Here is a 16847-nt window from a genome sequence, read left to right on the forward strand (position 1 = left end):
CCATGTCTGGAGACCAAACCTCCGGGGTGGGCAAACTGCCCGCACGGATAGAGGGGCTGATCAACGCCTCGGGCCGTGCCGATCCACGCCTGCTGGAGCGTGTCGCTGCAAGCTGCTCAGAGGCCGAGTTTGTCCGTTTTATGCGCCATCCGGTGCTTGTTGGATCTGCAATCCAAGCAGGCCTGCTCTACCGACAAACAGAGACCACAACTGCTATCAACAAGACCTTTGTTTTTACCCTTACCGATCAGGACCCTCTGGAAGGCTCACCCGAGGCGATCAAACGGGCCATCTATCTCTTGACCAAACGCCCAGACGCATCCACAGCCACCCATCTATTGACCATCGGTCGCATCAGCGACAACGACCTGGTGATCCCGGACATGTCGATCTCTAAGCGCCATGCGATCATCGAGATCATGCAGGACGGCTACTGGATTCGGGATTGCGATTCGACCAATGGCACCCTGGTCAATGACATCCCGGTGGGTCATAAACCCGTGTTGCTTCAGGATGGTGATATCATCTCGCTGGCGCGTTATGAGTTTGTATTTCTCACGCCGGCATCGCTCTATGCGCGACTCGTCACATCCAGTTCCCAACCAGGATAAAGGCCGCCCAGTCGCTGGGGCGTGCGGTCTTGGGGTCGGCGAGCAGTGACCGCTGCGCGATCTGGAGCGCGCGCACCCGGGTCATACCCGGTTGTTTGAGTTGCTCATAAAAGATCCCCATGAGCCGCTGGGTGGTGGCATCGCCGACCGGCCACAACGACCCCAGGGCGCTGCGTGCCCCCGACTGGATGGCGATCCCGCTTAGGCCTAAGGGCGTGCGATCATCGCCCTCGGCGGTCTGACAGGCGCTCAAAACCAAAAGTTCGATGGGTTCTGCGGCAAGCTCCTTGGGTTTGAGCAAGGAGGCCAAGATCTTCATGTCGAGCTTGCGGTCATAGGTGAGGATGAAGTTCTCCTCCGGCGGCCCCTGGAACAGCCCATGCGAGGCGATGTGTACCACGCGATAGGGCTGGCCGCTCACCTCAGAGGTAAAGCGATTGAGGACGAAGTCCTGATCGCGCAGCGCCCGCCCCGCCACCCGCTGGGCGAGTTGGTCGATCTCCTCGGCAACACCAGGCAGCGAGAGCGCAGCGATCTTCTCATGGGTCGGGGCGCGCGACGGCCCGCTCCCCCGCTGCCGCTCGCTTGCACCGCGCACCCTGACCGAGATCCCGCGCCGCTCCCCTGTCTCTGCCGTTGCGCCGCGCCTGCGGTATTGCTCGATCAGGGCATCCACCCACCAGCCGGGCAGCTCATCGACCACCGGACCCGGCTTGCTGAGACCGGCAAGCAGGACGCGCACCTCACCCTGTTTGAACGATTCCGGTTGCAACAGCTTCAGGCCGGGGACGATGGCCACGGCATAGCGTTCGATCAGATAGCCCTCGGGCGAGCGCAATGCCGCTAGGGGCACGGCGCGTAAGGGTCCATCGGGGACGAAGACCAGGGTCTCGATCGCCTGGGCCTGCAAAAGGTCGGCGATAGGGGCGATCAACCAGTCATAAAGCTGCCTGGATTCGGCCTCAGCCGGCTGGTCATAGCGCAGCTTGAGCGCCAGGATCTCGGCGGTCAGCGCCACCTGCTCGCGCCCAACCGGCACGGTCGCCTGATCGAGCCGCCGACCCGTGCTGACCAAAAGCTCCAGGCGGTCATCCAGGATGACCGGATACAGGACTGCCGTCCGCGGGGCCAGGGTCTCGATCTCCTTGCGCAGCGGCAAGATACAGGCATCGCGGAAATAATCGCGCAGCTCGTCGAGCTTGAGCTGCTCGACGGTCTCGCGCCCCTCGCGCAGCAGGGCCTGGCGTTCGGTCTCCTGCGCAACCCCAGGCGCCTCCTGAAACAACAGATCGGCCAGACCCAGATACAGGGGCGAGAGGGTCTCGCGAAACGAGGAGCGACCCTCGGCATATTCGATCGGGATATCCGAGCGGATGCGCTGGAGATGATCGACTGCCCGCCTGTAGGCCGCAATCGCCCGCTTGCGCTCGCCCTGAGCGCGCAACAGGCGCCCCAGCCGCCACTCCCACTGATAGCGCAGGTCATAGGCGTTGAGCGGTGCGGCGGCGATCGCCCGTTCGCTGAGCCGGCGCGCCTCGGCAAGCCTGCCCTCAGCCTCCAGCAGCTCGCTTGAGACGCCGAGGGCCTGCGACTGGGTGCGCAGGCGACCCGAACGCTCGGCGCGCTCCGCTGCTATCGATAGGGCAGTCTTCGCCATCGCCTGCCCTTCCCGCCCCAGCCGGCGCGCGACCTCAGCTAGCCTCAGCCCCAGATCCGCTTGCTCGGCCGGATGGGGCAGGCGCTCGATCAGCGCCTCGGCCCCCTTGAGCTCGCGCATCGCCTGCGCTGTATTCGGTGACTGACGGGCAAGGGCGATACGCACTGCAGCGCTCAATGCCAGGTCTTCGGTCCGCTCCGCCGCCGTCAGCGCCTCGCGATACAGCCTTTCCGCCTCGGCGGACCGCCCCTGCCCCCACCGCAGATTGCCGAGCGCATGGGCGCTGCTTGCAATCAGGATCGGGCTGTTCAGCTGACGCGCCTGTTCCAAGGCCGATTGCAGGAGCTCCTCGGCCTCTAGGGTACGCTGCTGCTGGGCGGCTGTTTGGCCCTGGGCCTGAAGCGCGGCGACGGCCAGGGCATCTAGACCTGAGGCGCTGGCCAAGGCCTTTGCCTCGGCGAGGTCGCGCTCAGCATCTGGGTAACGCCCGAGCGCGCGATAGGTCTCACCGCGCTCGATCAAGGCCTTGATGCGTTCGGCGACAGGCGCTTCGGGGTCCTGGATGACCGCGCCCCATCGACCGAATGCAGATGTCTGCTCATCGCCCGCCGCAGAGAGCGCTGAGACCGCGGCCCTTTCACAGCTCGGCGCGGCATGAACAGCGGGCAGAAACAGGATCAGAAACGGGATCGACTGCCAAAACCGCTTCAGCATAGCAAGCCCCCTAAAAATCAGCCTGGACGCGGAAATGGATGCCGTCGTCCTGGAGGTCGTGTTCGGTATGTTCCGGTCGGTCTTCTAAGGCATAACCGTAATAGCACTCGGCGCGCAGTCGGTCCTGGACGGTCCAGATCGCGCCGATGCCGATGGAGGCGACCTCATCGCGCACGCTGAATTGCCCATGCCGCCAGGCCCCACCTGCATCGGCAAAGGCCGCAAGCTGCAACTGCTGCAGGGTGTCGCCAAAGACCTTGCCCTCCCAGAGCGGATGCCGGACCTCGAGCGAGAACACATAGCCGCTGTCGCCAACCAGGGTATTCTCGCGATAGCCGCGCACCGTGTCGGCGCCACCGACCGCAAAACGCTCGAGCGCAAGCAAGGGCTCACCAGCAAGCTGGATGCTTGCGCGCAGGATCAACTGAGTTCCACGGTCGGCCAGACGCCAGACGGCCTGCCCTTGCCCGAGCCAGGCGAAGAAACGGCTATCGGGTATATCCCCCGCATGGATGGTCGCACCAAGGGCATCGACCCCGAGGCTTGCGGTCGAGCGCAGGGCGAAGGCGCGTTCGGGCGAGCGCTGGGTATATTCTTGGACCAGACGCACCGCCGCGACCTTGCTTTCACCATCCACTGACCCCTCAGAGAATGAAAAGGGGATGCCCAAGAGCCGCGTTTCGTTGATTGCCAAGGAGGCAGCAAGCCTGAGCGCGAGGCTGTCGCGGCTGGTCTCCCAGAGCGGATGCGAGAGGGCAAGCTCAAACCTTCGGGTCTCGCTCTCGATATCGAGCTCATCTAAGGGCTCTTCCAAAGGCGAGGCGTCGCTGCGGTCATAGCGCAGCGACAGCCGGGTATTGCGCGCATTCAAGGGCAGCGCCCAGCCGATCGCTCCCTCCTTGCCCTCGCTGGTATAGCCATGACCGAGATAAAGCTCCAGGGCATCCCCAAACCCATTGAGATTGCGCAAGGTCCCGCCGATATAGAGACTATTAGAACCAGTGCTCGGCGGGCGGTAGTTGTCGGTACGCAGATACAGCTCCCAGGGGCGCGCGCGGGTGACGGCAAGATCGAGGATAGCAGTTCCCGGCTCCGGGCCCGGGATCAGGGTGCCGTTGAGACGCTCGATCAAGGGATCTTGCAGCAGGCGTTGGAAACGTTCTTGCAGTTCGTTGCGATTAAAGGGCGCCTTGGTATCTGGGTTAAGCCGACCAGTAAGATATGACGCCCGCAGCCGCCCCTGACCGTTCACCCGGATCTCAGAGAGATGCCCAGCGATGATCTGAAAAACCACCACACCCTCGTTTGCGGTCTGACCAGGCTTAAAGATCATCCCTGAGTTGAGATAGCCCTGATCGACATAGTGCTTGGTCAGGCGATAACGCAGCTCTTCGAGATCGGCGAGGGTGACCGCCTGACCGATGAATGGCCGGTAGATGGGTTCAAGCCCATCTCGGGGCAGGCCCTCGCCACCCTCGAAGCGCACCTCGCGTAACAACATGGTTGGCTCAGAAGGCAAGGCCGCTGCGGAGATAGGCCGCACCTTGCGCTCCCTGCTGGGGGGCCCAGCTGTCTGATCGATCGTCCCTTGAGGGCTACACCGCGCCGCGTTTGACCCTTGGCACTCGGTCGCTGCAGTCTCTTGCCTTTGACGCTCGATGGCCGCTGCCCCCTGATCAGCAGGCGCTGCGCCTTCAGGCAGCGTCTGGGCAAAGGCTGCGACCGCAGCCAACCAGAGCATGGCACTAGGCCAAAGACCGTTGAGAGGGATGTGCATTCGATCACCCTGATGTGCTTATTGATCCGAAACCAATGAACTTATATTACGCGGCATCATGGAGCTTGGGATGCTGGAAGTAGCGCATGATGCGTTGGGGGGAATTGAGAAGGCGGCGCAGGTGGCTGACGGTCGCCTTCTTCAGATCGTCCTTGGCGCGGGAGGGCGCCTGCGCGGTGATGGTGGCCTTGAGCATCTCGTTGGGGTTCAGTGCTGGGCTGTAGGGGGGGGAGGACGCCTCGATTTGATTGGCGCATGCAGCCAGCCAGGCCTTGACCGGCTTGGTGTGATGCACGCACAGGTTGTCGAGGATGAGGAAGATCTTCTTGCCCCTGGCGTCCTTGACGAGCCGCTTCATGAAGTCGATCAGGATGTCGGCGTTCATCGCCCCCGCGAACGCCTTCCAAGGCACCTTGCCGCGGTTGGTCAGCGTCGAGATCACCGACAGGCCTTCGCGACGGTGCGTGACGCGAATCTCGGACGTCTTGCCCGCCGGCGGGCTTTGCTCATAGGCGCGCCGAATCGGTTTCTGGGGCGTCAATCCCCAGCGCGCCATGTACTTGCCCTCCCCCTGCGGCCTGAGCTCGATGCCAAAACAGCCGAGGATCAACTGCCGCACCGCCTGCCGGCTCCACAGCGCAAACGGCAGCTTCAGCTCATCCGGTGTCCCGTCGCACATGAGCTTGCGTATCTGGGCGTCCTGCTCCGCCAACAGCGCCCGCTTCTCACCCACCTTTCCTTGAGCCCTTGGGCCCCTTCGCGCCCATAGCCTTTGCAGATGTCGAACACCCCTGCGCCCAACAATCCCCTCTGCGCGCCTATCGCTTCATACCTCCAGCCACGCCGCCGCTCTTCGCGCGCCGCAAACGACAGCAATCTCATGTCTCGTCTTTCCATGCCCACGACATCAGGACAGCTCACTCAATTTCAAAAGCATGTGTTTCTTAATCAATAAGAAAGGGGGTGAGTCATGACTGATCAGATTGAATCTGATTAGCTCATAAATCTGGCGAAATTGTTTGGCGTTCGACAGAACACCAACGAGGGCACCTCGAATAACCCACTATTTTGATGGGACCCGGTCAAAGCGCGATGCCACTGACTGAATCCGGCTCAACTTCCTCAACAAATCGCTGCTTTTTCAAGCAGCGTTGCCCGGTTTTTACCCCGAAGTGGGCGGTGGCCATTCGGCCCATGTTGGGCGTTATGCGGGCACGATGCCCACTCGCTGGAAGAACGCCAGTCGCTTCAGATTGTAGCAGGCCGCCATCATCGTCATCGCAAAGTTGGCACGCGCTTGACCAATGGTGCGGATCAGTTTGCCGCCCATCTGCGCAATGGCCGCAAACACATGTTCAACACAGGCTCGTGTCTTCGCAATGCCATGGTTGCGCCGCTGCTGCGCTTCAGACAGCGGCTTGTTCCGATAGCCGTTCGCTTTCAGCCAGGCTTCTCGTTCCTCGCACGGATAGCCTCGGTCGGCAAAGACCTCCCGGCTGGTGTTGGCCGGGTCCATGACCGCCTCAAAGTGCTGGCTGTCGTGGGTGCTGGTGGTGTCGGTGACGATCTTGCGGATGAATTTGTACCTCTTGTCGACGTTGACCGTGAGCTTGTAGCCATAGTGGCTCTTGCCATGCTTCTGGCGCCGCTTGACCGGCTTCCAATCCGCGGGCATGGCGTCTTCGTTCAGCGGTTCCTTGGCGTCCTTGGTGAAGTGCTGCCGGGGCGCGGGAACCCGCGTGGCGTCGATGATCTGCCCACCCCGGGCGATCAAACCCTTCTTGAGCAGTTGCGCGCTGAGGCCATCGAAGATGGCTTTGGCGCCGGCTTCGCCGATCCGGTTCTCAAACACCCACACAGTCGTCCGGTCAGGAATGTTGGCGGCTTGGGCCAGACCACAGAAGCGCTTGTAGCTCATGCGGTCCAGCAATTGATACTCCATCTGCTCGTCAGACAGGTTGTACAGGCGTTTCAAGACCAGAATGCGCACCATGGTTTCAGCGGGGAACGGTGGCCGGCCACCTTGCAGACTCACCGAGCGCGGGGCCATGCGGTCAACTTCCAACGCCAAGGCTTCCAAGTCGATGGCGCCTTCTATCTCAACCAATGGATCGCCCAACTTGTCGATCTTCTCCCGCTGTTGGCAGTCTGCAAACAGGTCCGTCTTGATGGCGGGGCGCTTCTTCATGACGGTCAGGTCGGCTGGAATTCAGGTGACGGCAAGTTTATTCCGGCAAAGGGCTGATCAAGGTTTTTCGAGGTGCCCACGAGTAAGCCATGCAACTGACCCACAAAATCGCCCTTTGTCCGACGCCTGAGCAGGCGGTTTACTTCACCTGCGCCTGCGCCTGCGGCGCGGGGCGGTGTGTCTGGAATTGGGCGCTTGCCGAGTGGAAATGGCAAGATTCTTGGTGCGACCGTTTCGCGTACTGCGGACGCTGGTTCGTCGCCATTCAGGTTGAAGTGGCCGATGCTGCGTTCTATCGCAGGCGCATGAAACGACTGGTGTTGACCTGGGCGTTGAGGCGGCGGCCAGGCTTTCCAATGGCGAGTCTGTTGAATCTCCTCTGCGCTTCGTCGTCTCAGGATTCGAGGCAGACGGCTTTCTTGCAAGGTTGAGGCGGCCAAGGTCGGGGCTGGGTTTGCGCCAAGTGCCAGACTGCCAAAAGGCACAAGGCTTCCGATCTTGAAGAATCGAAGGAAATCCTCTGCGATGTTGGCAAGGCTGCACGCACGCATTGCCAATGTCCGAGCGGACTTCACACATAAGCTCACGACCCAGCTCTGCCGCGAAAACCAAGGGGTGGTGATTGAGGATTTGAACGTCAAGGGCATGCTGGCGAACGAACGGCTTGCCCGCGCCATCAGCGACCTGGGCTTTGGCATGTTCTGCTTGCAGATGGAATACAAGGGGAAATGCTACGGCGTCTGGTTGGTTTTAGCTGATCGCTGGGATCCGAGCAGCCGCCTGTGTTCGGTCTGTGGTTGGGAGAATGAGATGTTGGCGTTGAAGGATCGGGAATGGACGTGTCCTCAATGCGGCACGCGCCATGATCGGGACATCAATGCCGCGCTCAATCTCAAACGGCTGGCAACCGCAACTGCCCTACCCGTGGCGAGTCCGTCCGGTAACGGCGGCGCTACAGCAGAGAGGGTCTCTGCCGTAGTCGGGAAAGTCACGCCTGTCAGAGACGAATGCGCTCCGCATTCGGGGCAGGAAGAGCACAGCGCGCCTGTTTGCGCACTGTCTTGAGAGCAGGCAGCTCACTGAACCCGCCCAGCCGCCGGCTTTGTTTCAAGATCCACCAGGCGCGGCGCTGTAGCGACTCCGAGGGGCGATCGGGCTGGTGATGGCCCGGCGCCGGCAAGACCCCGATTAAGAGCGCAGCCTGTTCAGCGGTCAAGGCGGCGGCTAAGCAATTGAAATAACGCCGGCTCGCTGCCTCTACCCCATAGGTCGCCGGCCCGAATTGGGCGATATTGAGATAGACCTCGAGGATACGCTCCTTGGGCCACACGAGCTCGATCAAAAGCGCAAGCCAGCCTTCCAAAAGCTTTCGTCCCCAGCCCGAACCCGGCCAGAGAAAGAGGTTTTTGGCGGTCTGCTGGCTGATGGTGCTTGCCCCGCGCAGCCGCCCCCCTTGCCAGTATCTGCGCAGGGCCGCGCGGATCTCGATCGGATCGAGGCCGAGATGAGTGAAGAAGCGCTGGTCTTCGCTGGCGATGGCCGCCCGCTTGAGGCTTGCTGGGATTTGCCCCCAGTCCACCCATTGATAGCGGTCAGCAGGCGGCCTCTGCCCCAGGCGGGCGGATGCAATGGCCTGGCGGATCATGAAGGCCGATGCCGGCGGGTCGATCCAGCGCAGGACCAAAACCGGCACAAGGCTCGCAAGGACCCCCAGGACCAAAAGACGCGACCCCCAGCGCATCAAGACAGGCCACCTGCCCCCTTTTGCCTCTTGAGACTCTCCTCGCTACAACCCTGGACACGCTCCACCCTGCCCTTGCTGCACCCCGCAGGGAGGGGTGCGCCGCTGCTGGGCAGCGGGCAGGTCTTGCCTGCGGCGCGATCAGGAGGCAGCAGCATCCTGCAGGATGCTGCGCGCCCTGAGTTAATCGCGCCTGCGCAGTATGATGCAATCTCCGGGATGCGACACATAGCCTCTAAACCATGCTCTATGCCCTCCTGAAGACCATCCATCTCCTCGGCGTGGTGCTGCTCGTCGGCAATGCCGTGGTGACCTTGATCTGGAAGCTCGCCGCCGACCGCACCCGCAATCCCCAGCTCATCGCCTTTGCCCAGCGTCTGGTGACCTTGGCCGACTGGTGGTTTACGGTCGGGGGGGTGGTCCTGCTCATGCTCGGCGGCTATGGGGCGGCGGCAGTGGCGCATCTGGACCTATGGCGGCTCGATTGGTTGCTCTGGGGGCAGGTGTTGCTGGTGCTTTCAGGGGCGCTGTGGTTGGGTATCCTGGTGCCGGTGCAGGTCCAGCAGGGACGTCAGGCGCGCTCCTTCGCTGCAGGCGGACCGATCCCGGCGCGCTACTGGCAGGCGGGCCGGCGCTGGACGGTCTGGGGGATCTTGGCGACCCTGCTCTTGGCGGTCGCCATCGCCTTGATGGTGTTTAAACCAGTGTAGGCTATGCATCACCTATCTCAATGTCCCTCTGGCGAGCCGATCCATGCGCGAAGCATTCACCCCCCAGCTCCTCCTCACCCGTTGGTTTCCCCTCTTGGCCCTGATCGCCGCTGCCTTGGGCTTTGCCTTTGCCCCCGTGATCAGCCCGTGGCGCGCAGCGGTGATGCCCTTGTTGGGGATGGCGATGTTCGGGATGGGCATGACCCTCAAGCCGTCCGATTTCTTAGCGATCGTGCGGCGGCCTGGGGTGGTCGTCCTGGGGGTCGGTCTGCAATTCGGACTGATGCCCCTGCTCGGTTGGGCGGTGGGTCTGGCCTTGCACTTTCCGCCTGAGCTATTGATCGGGATGGTGCTGGTGGGGGCCGCGCCCGGGGGGACGGCATCGAATGTGATCTGTTATCTGGCGCGCGGCGATGTCGCGCTCTCCATCACCCTGACCGCAGCCTCGACGCTTTTGGCCGTAGTCATGACGCCCACCATGACCTGGGTCTATGCGCGTGCCTGGGTCGAGGTGCCGATCCTGGAGATGTTGCGCTCGATCGCCTTGGTGGTACTTGTGCCTGTGGGCCTGGGTCTCCTCGTCCGCAGGCTGGCGGGGAGGGTCCCGTGGCTTGGCGATTGGATGCCGCTGTTGTCAGTTGCGGCGATCCTCGTCATCATCGCCATGGTGGTCGCCCTCAATGCCGGGCGGCTTGTTTCGGTCGGCGGCTTGTTGCTGGCGGGAGTGATCCTGCACAACGCATTGGGTCTTGGGTTCGGCTATTGGGGTGCGCGGGCGTTTGGTCAGGACTTGATCCGCGCCCGCACCCTGAGTATCGAGGTCGGGATGCAAAACTCTGGGCTTGCGGTCGCCCTGGCGCTCCAGTCATTCGCCCCGGCCTCGGCTCTGCCCGGGACTCTGTTTTCGGTATGGCATAACCTCTCAGGCGCCCTGCTCGCCACTTGGTGGGCGCAGCATCGGCTCAACGCCCCCTCTTCTAGTCAGACAAGGCATCGATCCCTATGAAAGCCTTAACGCAGGGGAACCAACATCGGGTTTTGACCGTGACGCCTAAGGAGCTCGCTGACCTGCTGGGCCTGCTCGCGGCTGGCATAGGCGCCGGCGCGCACCCGATAGGCGGTCTTGCCGTTGGGGAGGGTCGCCGTCTGGATGCTGGCGGCGATCCCCATCTGGGCGAGCTGGGCCTTGAGGCGCTCGGCATCGGCGGCGCGCCCGAATGAGGCAACCTGGACCAGATAGGTCCCGCTAGCCGGCGCATTCGGTGTTGGTACGCCCTGCGCCGCGGCGCCTGGGTTGGGCGATTGGGCGCTGACGGCAACGGCCTGCGGTGGCTGGGGCAAGGGGGCTGGTGGTGGCGGTGGAGGTGCCTTGCTGATATCGACCTCGGCCTCGCGCAGGATCTTTTCATAGACAAAGGTCGGCTGGGCCGCCGGACGTTCGGCCTGGGTCGCAGGCGCCGTCTCTATGTCTGGGTTGTCGCGTGGGGCTAGAATGCTTGAGCTCGCCACCCCCAACGCCATCCCCCCGATCAGCCAACCGAGACAGGAGCGGTTTGGTTTGCGGCGGATCGGTGGGGTCGAGGGTGGGGAGGGTGGCGGCGGTTTGGCGCGATGATAGTCTTTGGGCATCTCACATGCTCTCCGGCGCCGAGACCCCGAGCAGGTTCAGGCCGTTGCGCAGGACCTGACGGATCGCAAGGATCAGCTTCAGGCGGGCATCGCGCAGCCGTCCATCCTCGACCAAGAACGGATGGGCGTTGTAATAGGCGTGAAACTCGTTGGCAAGCTCGCGCAGGTACTGGGTGAGCTGATGGGGCTCGGCCTTGAGTGCCGCCTGTTCGACGACCTCAGGATAGCGGCTCAAGACGCGCATCAGGGCCTGTTCGTGCGTCTCGCTCAAGAGCTCCAGATGGCGCTCGCCTGGGCTGAGCTCCACCGCGATCCCGCGCTCTGCCGCTTGGCGCAGCACGGCGCAGATGCGGGCATGGGCATATTGGACGTAATAGACGGGGTTGTCTGCCGACTGCGACCTGGCGAGGTCGAGATCGAAGTCCAGGTGCTGTTCGCAGCGGCGCATGACATAAAAGAACCTGGCGGCATCCCGCCCCACCTCGCGGCGCAGGGCGCGCAGGGTCACAAATTCTCCCGAGCGCGTTGACATCTGGACCTTTTCCCCGCCGCGATAAAGCACCGCAAACTGCACGAGCAGGACATCGAGGCGGTTTGGGTCCTTGCCGAGTGCCTGCAGGGCCGCCTTGACCCGCGGGATATAGCCGTGATGGTCGGCGCCCCAGATATCGATGATGCGATGAAACCCGCGCTCGAACTTATCGAGGTGATAGGCAATGTCGGAGGCAAAATAGGTCGTCTGACCATTTTCGCGCACCACCACCCGGTCCTTTTCATCGCCGAAGGCGCTTGAGCGAAACCACAGCGCCCCGCCATGCTCATAGACATACCCTGCCTCGCGCAGGCGCTCGATCGCGCGATTGACGAGCCCCCGTTCGGCCAGCGAGCGCTCCGAATACCATTCCTGGTAGGTCACCCCAAATTGGGCGAGGTCCTCGCGGATGTCATCGAGGATGGTATTGAGGCCGAGCTCAAAGACATAGCGATAGCGGTTATCGCCCAGGAGACGCTTGGCTGTGGCAATCAGGGCATCGATATGCGCCTCCTTGTCGCCGACCTGGTCCTGGGGCTCGCCCTCGACCGGGGCGTCGGGCGGCAGGCCACGGAAGACCTCTTCTGCATCCACGCGATAGGTCTCGCCGTGCTCGCGGTGCAGGGTCGCAGCGATGTCCCAGACATAGTCGCCGCGATAGCCGTTGCTCGGAAAGCGCAGCACCTCGCCGCAGAGCTCGAGATAACGCAACCACACCGAGGTGGCGAGGATATCCATCTGCCGCCCGGCGTCGTTGACATAGTACTCGCGGTGGACATCGAAGCCGACCGCCTCGAGCAGATCGGCGACCACCGCACCATAGGCCGCCCCGCGTCCATGACCTACATGCAGGGGGCCGGTCGGATTGGCTGAGACGAACTCGACCTGGACCCTTTGGCCTGCACCGATCTTGCTTCGCCCATACCCTGGACCCTCTGCTAGGATCTGGGGGATCACCGAGCGATAGGCAGACTCGGTCAGAAAAAAATTGATAAACCCAGGCCCCGCGACCTCGACTCGCGCCACCCAAGGCGAGCTCGGCAGGCGAGCGGTGATCTGCTCGGCGAGTGCGCGCGGTTTCATCCTCAGGGGTTTGGCGAGCAAAAGCGCCAGATTCGTCGCCAGATCCCCGTGGGCGGGGTCCTTGGTGCGCTCGACCTGGATCTCTGGCGGTTGATCCAGGACAATCTCCCCCTGTTCGATGAGCGAGTTCAAGGCGGCGGAGAGGAGCTGGGCGATCTCGTGCTTCATGCAGTGGTTTCTTGACGGCTTGGAGATGGAGGGCAAGGGACGCAGCGTCCCTGCCCGGGTGCCCAAAGGGCGATGGAGATGGTTAAGGATAACCGAGCTTGCGGCTGGTTTACATCAGATCGCGCGGGTCGACGTCGATAGACCAACGCAGGCCTTGCCTGCAAGGGAGGGCGCGCACCTGCGGCATCCAGTCCCTCAGGAATCTCTGGAGCAATGGGCGCCTGGCACATTGGAGCAACAATTGGGCGCGATGGCGCCCGGCGCGCCGTTCCATGGGGGCAGGTACCGGCCCGAGCAGCAAGACCGATGCGGGCTCGGCCCCAAGCCGTTCGCCGAGGGCCCTGGCCTGCTGTAAGAACCCCATGGCCTGCTCGAGTTCAGGGCCCTCAGCACGCAGCAATGCCAGGTGGCTGAATGGCGGAAGCGCTGCCTCGGCGCGCTCGGCAAGCGCCGCGCGGGCAAAGCCCAAATAGCCTTCGCGCAGGAGAGATTGCAACAAGGGGTGCTCGGGGTGCCTGGTCTGGAGCACCACACGCCCTGGGCGCTCGGCACGTCCGGCGCGCCCGGCGACCTGGACGATCAACTGGGCGGCGCGTTCCGCCGCGCGAAAGTCAGGTGCATAGAACGCCTGATCGAGCTCCAATATCCCGACCAGGGTCACCCTGGGCAGATGATGACCCTTGGCCAGCATCTGGGTGCCGAGCAGGATCTGCACCTCGCCGCGGCGGGCGGCATCGAGCACCCGCTCCAGCGCCCCACGCCTGCGGGTACTGTCGCGATCGAGCCGCGCGATCTGCGCCTCGGGAAAGAGTCGGGAAAGCTCGTCTTCCAGGCGTTCGGTCCCGCGGCCGAGCATCCGCAGGTCCAACCCCCCACAGGCCGGACAGCGCTCGGGGAAGGGGCATGACCAACCGCAGTGATGGCACCACAGGCGGTGGTCGGCGAGATGCAGTGTCAGGCGGGCATCGCAATGCGGGCACTCGCCCACCCAGCCGCAGGAATGACAGGTCAACACAGGGGCATAGCCGCGGCGATTGAGAAAGAGCAGGACCTGATTGCCGGCGTTGATCTCCGTTGCGATCTCGGCGCGCAGGCGGGGGGCCAGCCCAGCGGCGAGCGGCTGATTGCGGATGTCGAGCAGGGCAAGCTCAGGCGGGCGTGCCCCACCTGCCCGTTCGGTCAGGCGCAGCCAGGCATAACGCCGAAGCTCAGCGTTGCGCAGGGTCTCGAGCGAGGGCGTGGCCGACCCCAGGACCACCGGACAGCCGAGGAGCTGGGCACGGCGCACCGCGAGATCCCGCCCCGAATAGCGCAGCCCTTCTTGTTGCTTGAACGAATCGTCGTGCTCCTCATCGACTAATATCAGCCCCAGCCGCGGGATGGGCGCCAAGACCGCCGAGCGGGTGCCGAGGATCAGCCTGGCCGAGCCGCGCGCCGCATTGAGCCAATTGTTAAACCGCTCGCGCTCGGGCAGGGCCGAGTGGAGCACGGCGATTGGCCCTGGCAGACGGGTCTGGAGGCGTGAGTACAGCTGAGGGGTGAGTGCGATCTCGGGAACGATCAACAGGACCTGCTGGCCGCGGGCGATGGCCGCCTCGGCGAGCCGGATATAGACCTCGGTCTTGCCGCTGCCGGTCACCCCTTCGAGTAAAAAAGCCTGGAAGCGCCCCCAGGATGCCTGGACCTCTTGGACTGCCGCCGCTTGTTCAGGTGTCAGACAGGGCCCAGGGGCGGGATGAAACACCTGTGGACCTTCGGGGGCCGCTGGCAGCTCGACCTCGGCGATCAGCCCCTTGGCGCGCAGGGCGCGCAGGATCGATCCGAGCTCGCCGATCTGCGACTTGAGATCGCTGAGCGCCAGACCCTGGGGTGCGTGGCGTAGGATCTCGAGCAGGGCGTGCTGGCGGGGGGCGCGGTGGAGGGCCTTGGGGTCCAACATCCAGCCCGCCTCGGTCAGCCGCACCCCCGGCCGAGTCGGCTCGGGCAGGGGACCGGGCTTGCGCAATGGCCCAGGCAGGGCGGCGAATAGGACCTCACCGAGCGTCTGCTGATAATAGGCCGCGGCCCAGCTTAGGAGCGCAAGGTCCAGCTCACCGAACAAGGGGGCAGGGTCGAGCAGACATTCAATCGCTTTGAGCCGCTCGGGGGGATGGGCGCTTGCCTCGGCAAACCCAATGAGGACCCCAACCTGTCGGCGTCGGCCTAGAGGGACCAGGAGGCGAAGCCCTGATCTGAGTGCTGCGCGATGGATCCCGGGCGGCGGCAGATAGTCCAGCGCCTCGAAGAATGGCCCTGCGACTGCAACCCGTAGGATGGGACTACTGTATTCGGAATCGGTTGAATTGCCCTGGCGCTGATCCAGCGTAGGGTCGGTCGGTTCAAGCGACATCTTGCCTTCAGTGGTTTGCGCCTTGCACACAAGTCGGTATGATGGATACAGGTCATCTCTGTATGCACCGACCATGTCCTTGCTGACCCAACAGATCCTGCGGGCGACTCAGTCAGGGATGCCTGTGGAATGGATCGATTATCGCGAGGCAGCGCGGCTGTATGTCCTTGGCCAGGTCGCCTACGCCTGCGGCGATCCACTATTTGTCCTACGCGGCGGGATCAATGCCAGTACCCGTCGGCAAAGCCAATTGCAGATCCATTCGATCATCGCCACCTGTGGCTCACATCATAACCTCGAACAACAGCTCCGCCCCGATTATTCCCCGCCGCTGTCCAATCGCGCCCTCTTCAAGCGCGATGATCATATCTGTCTCTATTGCGGCCAACGTTTCCCCGCACGCCTGCTCTCGCGCGATCATGTCCGACCCTTGAGCAAAGGGGGGCAGGATGTCTGGACCAATGTGGTCACCGCCTGCGTGCGTTGTAACAACCACAAGGCCGGGCGTACCCCAGAGGACGCGGGCATGGAGCTCCTTGCTGTCCCCTTCACCCCGACCCATGCCGAATACATCTATCTTATGGGGCGCCATATACTGGCCGATCAGATGGTGTTTCTGCGCGCCCACTTTCCCCGATCGAGCCCTTTGCATCAGCGGTTAAAAAAACTAGTATGACCCATTGGGAGCAGATCGCCGAGGCAATCGGCCAGGCCACCGGTGAGAACTTTGTGATCGAGCAGCAGCGCTCTGTCGGCGGCGGATGTATCAACCATGCCGCCGTCATCGAGGGCAACGGGCTTCGGTTCTTTGTCAAGCTCAACCGCGCCCAGGCGCGCGCGATGTTCGAGGCCGAGTGCGCGGGGCTCGATGAGCTGAGAAAGGCAGATGCCATACGGGTACCGCGCCCGATCTGCACCGGGGTGGCAGGTGGTGAGTCCTTTTTGGCGATGGAATATCTAGACCTGAGCGGCAGGGTCGATGGCGCGCGCGCCGGTTGCCAGCTCGCTGAGCTCCATCGTGTCACCGCCGAGCAGTTCGGCTGGACGCGCGACAACACCATCGGTGCCACCCCCCAGATCAATACCCCGTATCGCGATTGGGCGAGCTTCTGGCGGGAGTGCCGCCTGGGGCCTCAGCTTCGGCTTGCCGCCGCCAACGGCTATGGGGGGCGACTCCAGCAGACCGGCGAGCGGCTGATGGAAAGTCTTACGGCCTTGCTCGACCATCGGCCCGCACCCTCGCTCTTACACGGCGATCTATGGGGCGGGAATATCGGCGCGACCCCAAGCGCTGAGCCGGTGATCTTCGACCCGGCGGTCTATTACGGGGATCGGGAGGCGGATCTGGCGATGACCGAGCTCTTCGGCGGTTTCGACGCGAGGTTCTATGCCGCCTATCGCGAGTCCTGGTCGCTCGATCCAGGCTATGGAGTGCGTAAGACCCTCTACAATCTCTACCATATCCTCAATCATCTCAATCTCTTCGGCGGCGGTTATCTCCTCCAGGCACAGTCCATGATCGAGCGCCTGCTCGCCGAGCTCTCTTAGTTCCTCAAGCTATCATTAAAATGACAATTATGTTAAAAGGACTGACCAAATAGAGATATGCGATAGCCGCCGGGCCGGCAAGGCGGTATGTCTCCCAACT

At 63.1% G+C, this 16847-nt stretch carries 15 protein-coding genes; 7 read left to right on the top strand and 8 right to left on the bottom strand.

Annotated features, from left to right (window positions below):
* The first annotated feature begins 2 nt into the window (after positions 1–2).
* Positions 3–611, top strand: coding sequence for an FHA domain-containing protein (locus GWK36_RS10440; protein WP_166271081.1), 609 nt, complete (start codon positions 3–5; stop codon positions 609–611).
* On the opposite strand, the gene GWK36_RS10445 is transcribed toward GWK36_RS10440, so the two are convergent.
* The 4 genes from GWK36_RS10445 to GWK36_RS10460 form a co-directional block, all read right to left on the bottom strand.
* Entirely contained in the window at positions 586–2982 is a 2397-nt protein-coding gene (locus GWK36_RS10445) for a CHAT domain-containing protein (RefSeq protein ID WP_166271082.1), read from the bottom strand. The genes GWK36_RS10440 and GWK36_RS10445 overlap by 26 nt on opposite strands.
* Before the next feature lie 10 nt (positions 2983–2992).
* Positions 2993–4759 (bottom strand): ShlB/FhaC/HecB family hemolysin secretion/activation protein, encoded by a 1767-nt coding sequence (locus GWK36_RS10450; protein ID WP_166271083.1) that lies wholly within the window; start codon positions 4757–4759, stop codon positions 2993–2995.
* A 46-nt stretch (positions 4760–4805) separates the two neighbouring features.
* Positions 4806–5492 (bottom strand): transposase, encoded by a 687-nt coding sequence (locus GWK36_RS10455; protein WP_425482752.1) that lies wholly within the window; start codon positions 5490–5492, stop codon positions 4806–4808.
* 471 nt (positions 5493–5963) lie between these two features.
* Entirely contained in the window at positions 5964–6947 is a 984-nt protein-coding gene (locus GWK36_RS10460; protein WP_166271084.1) for an IS5 family transposase, read from the bottom strand.
* A gap of 89 nt (positions 6948–7036) precedes the next feature.
* Here GWK36_RS10460 and GWK36_RS15045 point away from each other — a divergent pair, with 89 nt between their 5' ends.
* On the top strand, positions 7037–7378 hold the full coding sequence (locus tag GWK36_RS15045) for a helix-turn-helix domain-containing protein (protein ID WP_210756757.1): 342 nt from the start codon (positions 7037–7039) through the stop codon (positions 7376–7378).
* Positions 7347–8012: an RNA-guided endonuclease InsQ/TnpB family protein gene (locus GWK36_RS15050; RefSeq protein WP_246237798.1), complete on the top strand. Its 666-nt coding sequence runs from the start codon at positions 7347–7349 to the stop codon at positions 8010–8012. Before GWK36_RS15045 ends, GWK36_RS15050 begins: the two co-directional genes overlap by 32 nt.
* Here GWK36_RS15050 and mtgA read toward each other — a convergent pair.
* Positions 7945–8688: a monofunctional biosynthetic peptidoglycan transglycosylase gene (gene mtgA, locus GWK36_RS10470; protein ID WP_166271085.1), complete on the bottom strand. Its 744-nt coding sequence runs from the start codon at positions 8686–8688 to the stop codon at positions 7945–7947. The genes GWK36_RS15050 and mtgA overlap by 68 nt on opposite strands.
* A 242-nt stretch (positions 8689–8930) precedes the next feature.
* Here mtgA and GWK36_RS10475 point away from each other — a divergent pair, with 242 nt between their 5' ends.
* Both GWK36_RS10475 and GWK36_RS10480 read left to right on the top strand, forming a co-directional pair.
* The gene (locus tag GWK36_RS10475; RefSeq protein ID WP_166271086.1) at positions 8931–9398 is read left to right on the top strand and encodes a DUF2269 family protein; all 468 of its coding nucleotides are present in this window, start codon (positions 8931–8933) and stop codon (positions 9396–9398) included.
* A gap of 43 nt (positions 9399–9441) precedes the next feature.
* Positions 9442–10404: a bile acid:sodium symporter family protein gene (locus GWK36_RS10480; RefSeq protein ID WP_166271087.1), complete on the top strand. Its 963-nt coding sequence runs from the start codon at positions 9442–9444 to the stop codon at positions 10402–10404.
* A 5-nt stretch (positions 10405–10409) separates the two neighbouring features.
* Here the strand turns inward: GWK36_RS10480 and GWK36_RS10485 are convergent, their stop codons facing one another.
* The 3 genes from GWK36_RS10485 to GWK36_RS10495 form a co-directional block, all read right to left on the bottom strand.
* Positions 10410–11027, bottom strand: coding sequence for an SPOR domain-containing protein (locus GWK36_RS10485; protein ID WP_166271088.1), 618 nt, complete (start codon positions 11025–11027; stop codon positions 10410–10412).
* A gap of 1 nt (position 11028) precedes the next feature.
* Positions 11029–12810: an arginine--tRNA ligase gene (argS, locus tag GWK36_RS10490; protein ID WP_166271089.1), complete on the bottom strand. Its 1782-nt coding sequence runs from the start codon at positions 12808–12810 to the stop codon at positions 11029–11031.
* Positions 12811–12919: 109 nt separating this feature from the next.
* Positions 12920–15199 carry a primosomal protein N' gene (locus tag GWK36_RS10495; protein WP_166271090.1) on the bottom strand — a complete coding sequence of 760 codons (2280 nt, stop codon included), beginning with the start codon at positions 15197–15199 and terminating at the stop codon, positions 12920–12922.
* A gap of 73 nt (positions 15200–15272) precedes the next feature.
* Here GWK36_RS10495 and GWK36_RS10500 point away from each other — a divergent pair, with 73 nt between their 5' ends.
* Both GWK36_RS10500 and GWK36_RS10505 read left to right on the top strand, forming a co-directional pair.
* A complete protein-coding gene (locus GWK36_RS10500) occupies positions 15273–15875 on the top strand; it encodes an HNH endonuclease (protein ID WP_166271091.1) in 603 nt (200 codons plus the stop codon).
* Positions 15872–16747, top strand: a complete 876-nt coding sequence (locus tag GWK36_RS10505; protein WP_166271092.1) for a fructosamine kinase family protein — start codon at positions 15872–15874, stop codon at positions 16745–16747. The genes GWK36_RS10500 and GWK36_RS10505 overlap by 4 nt, the downstream gene beginning before the upstream one ends.
* The last annotated feature ends 100 nt before the right edge of the window (positions 16748–16847 follow it).

The organism is Caldichromatium japonicum (genome assembly GCF_011290485.1).
Lineage (GTDB): Bacteria > Pseudomonadota > Gammaproteobacteria > Chromatiales > Chromatiaceae > Thermochromatium > Thermochromatium japonicum.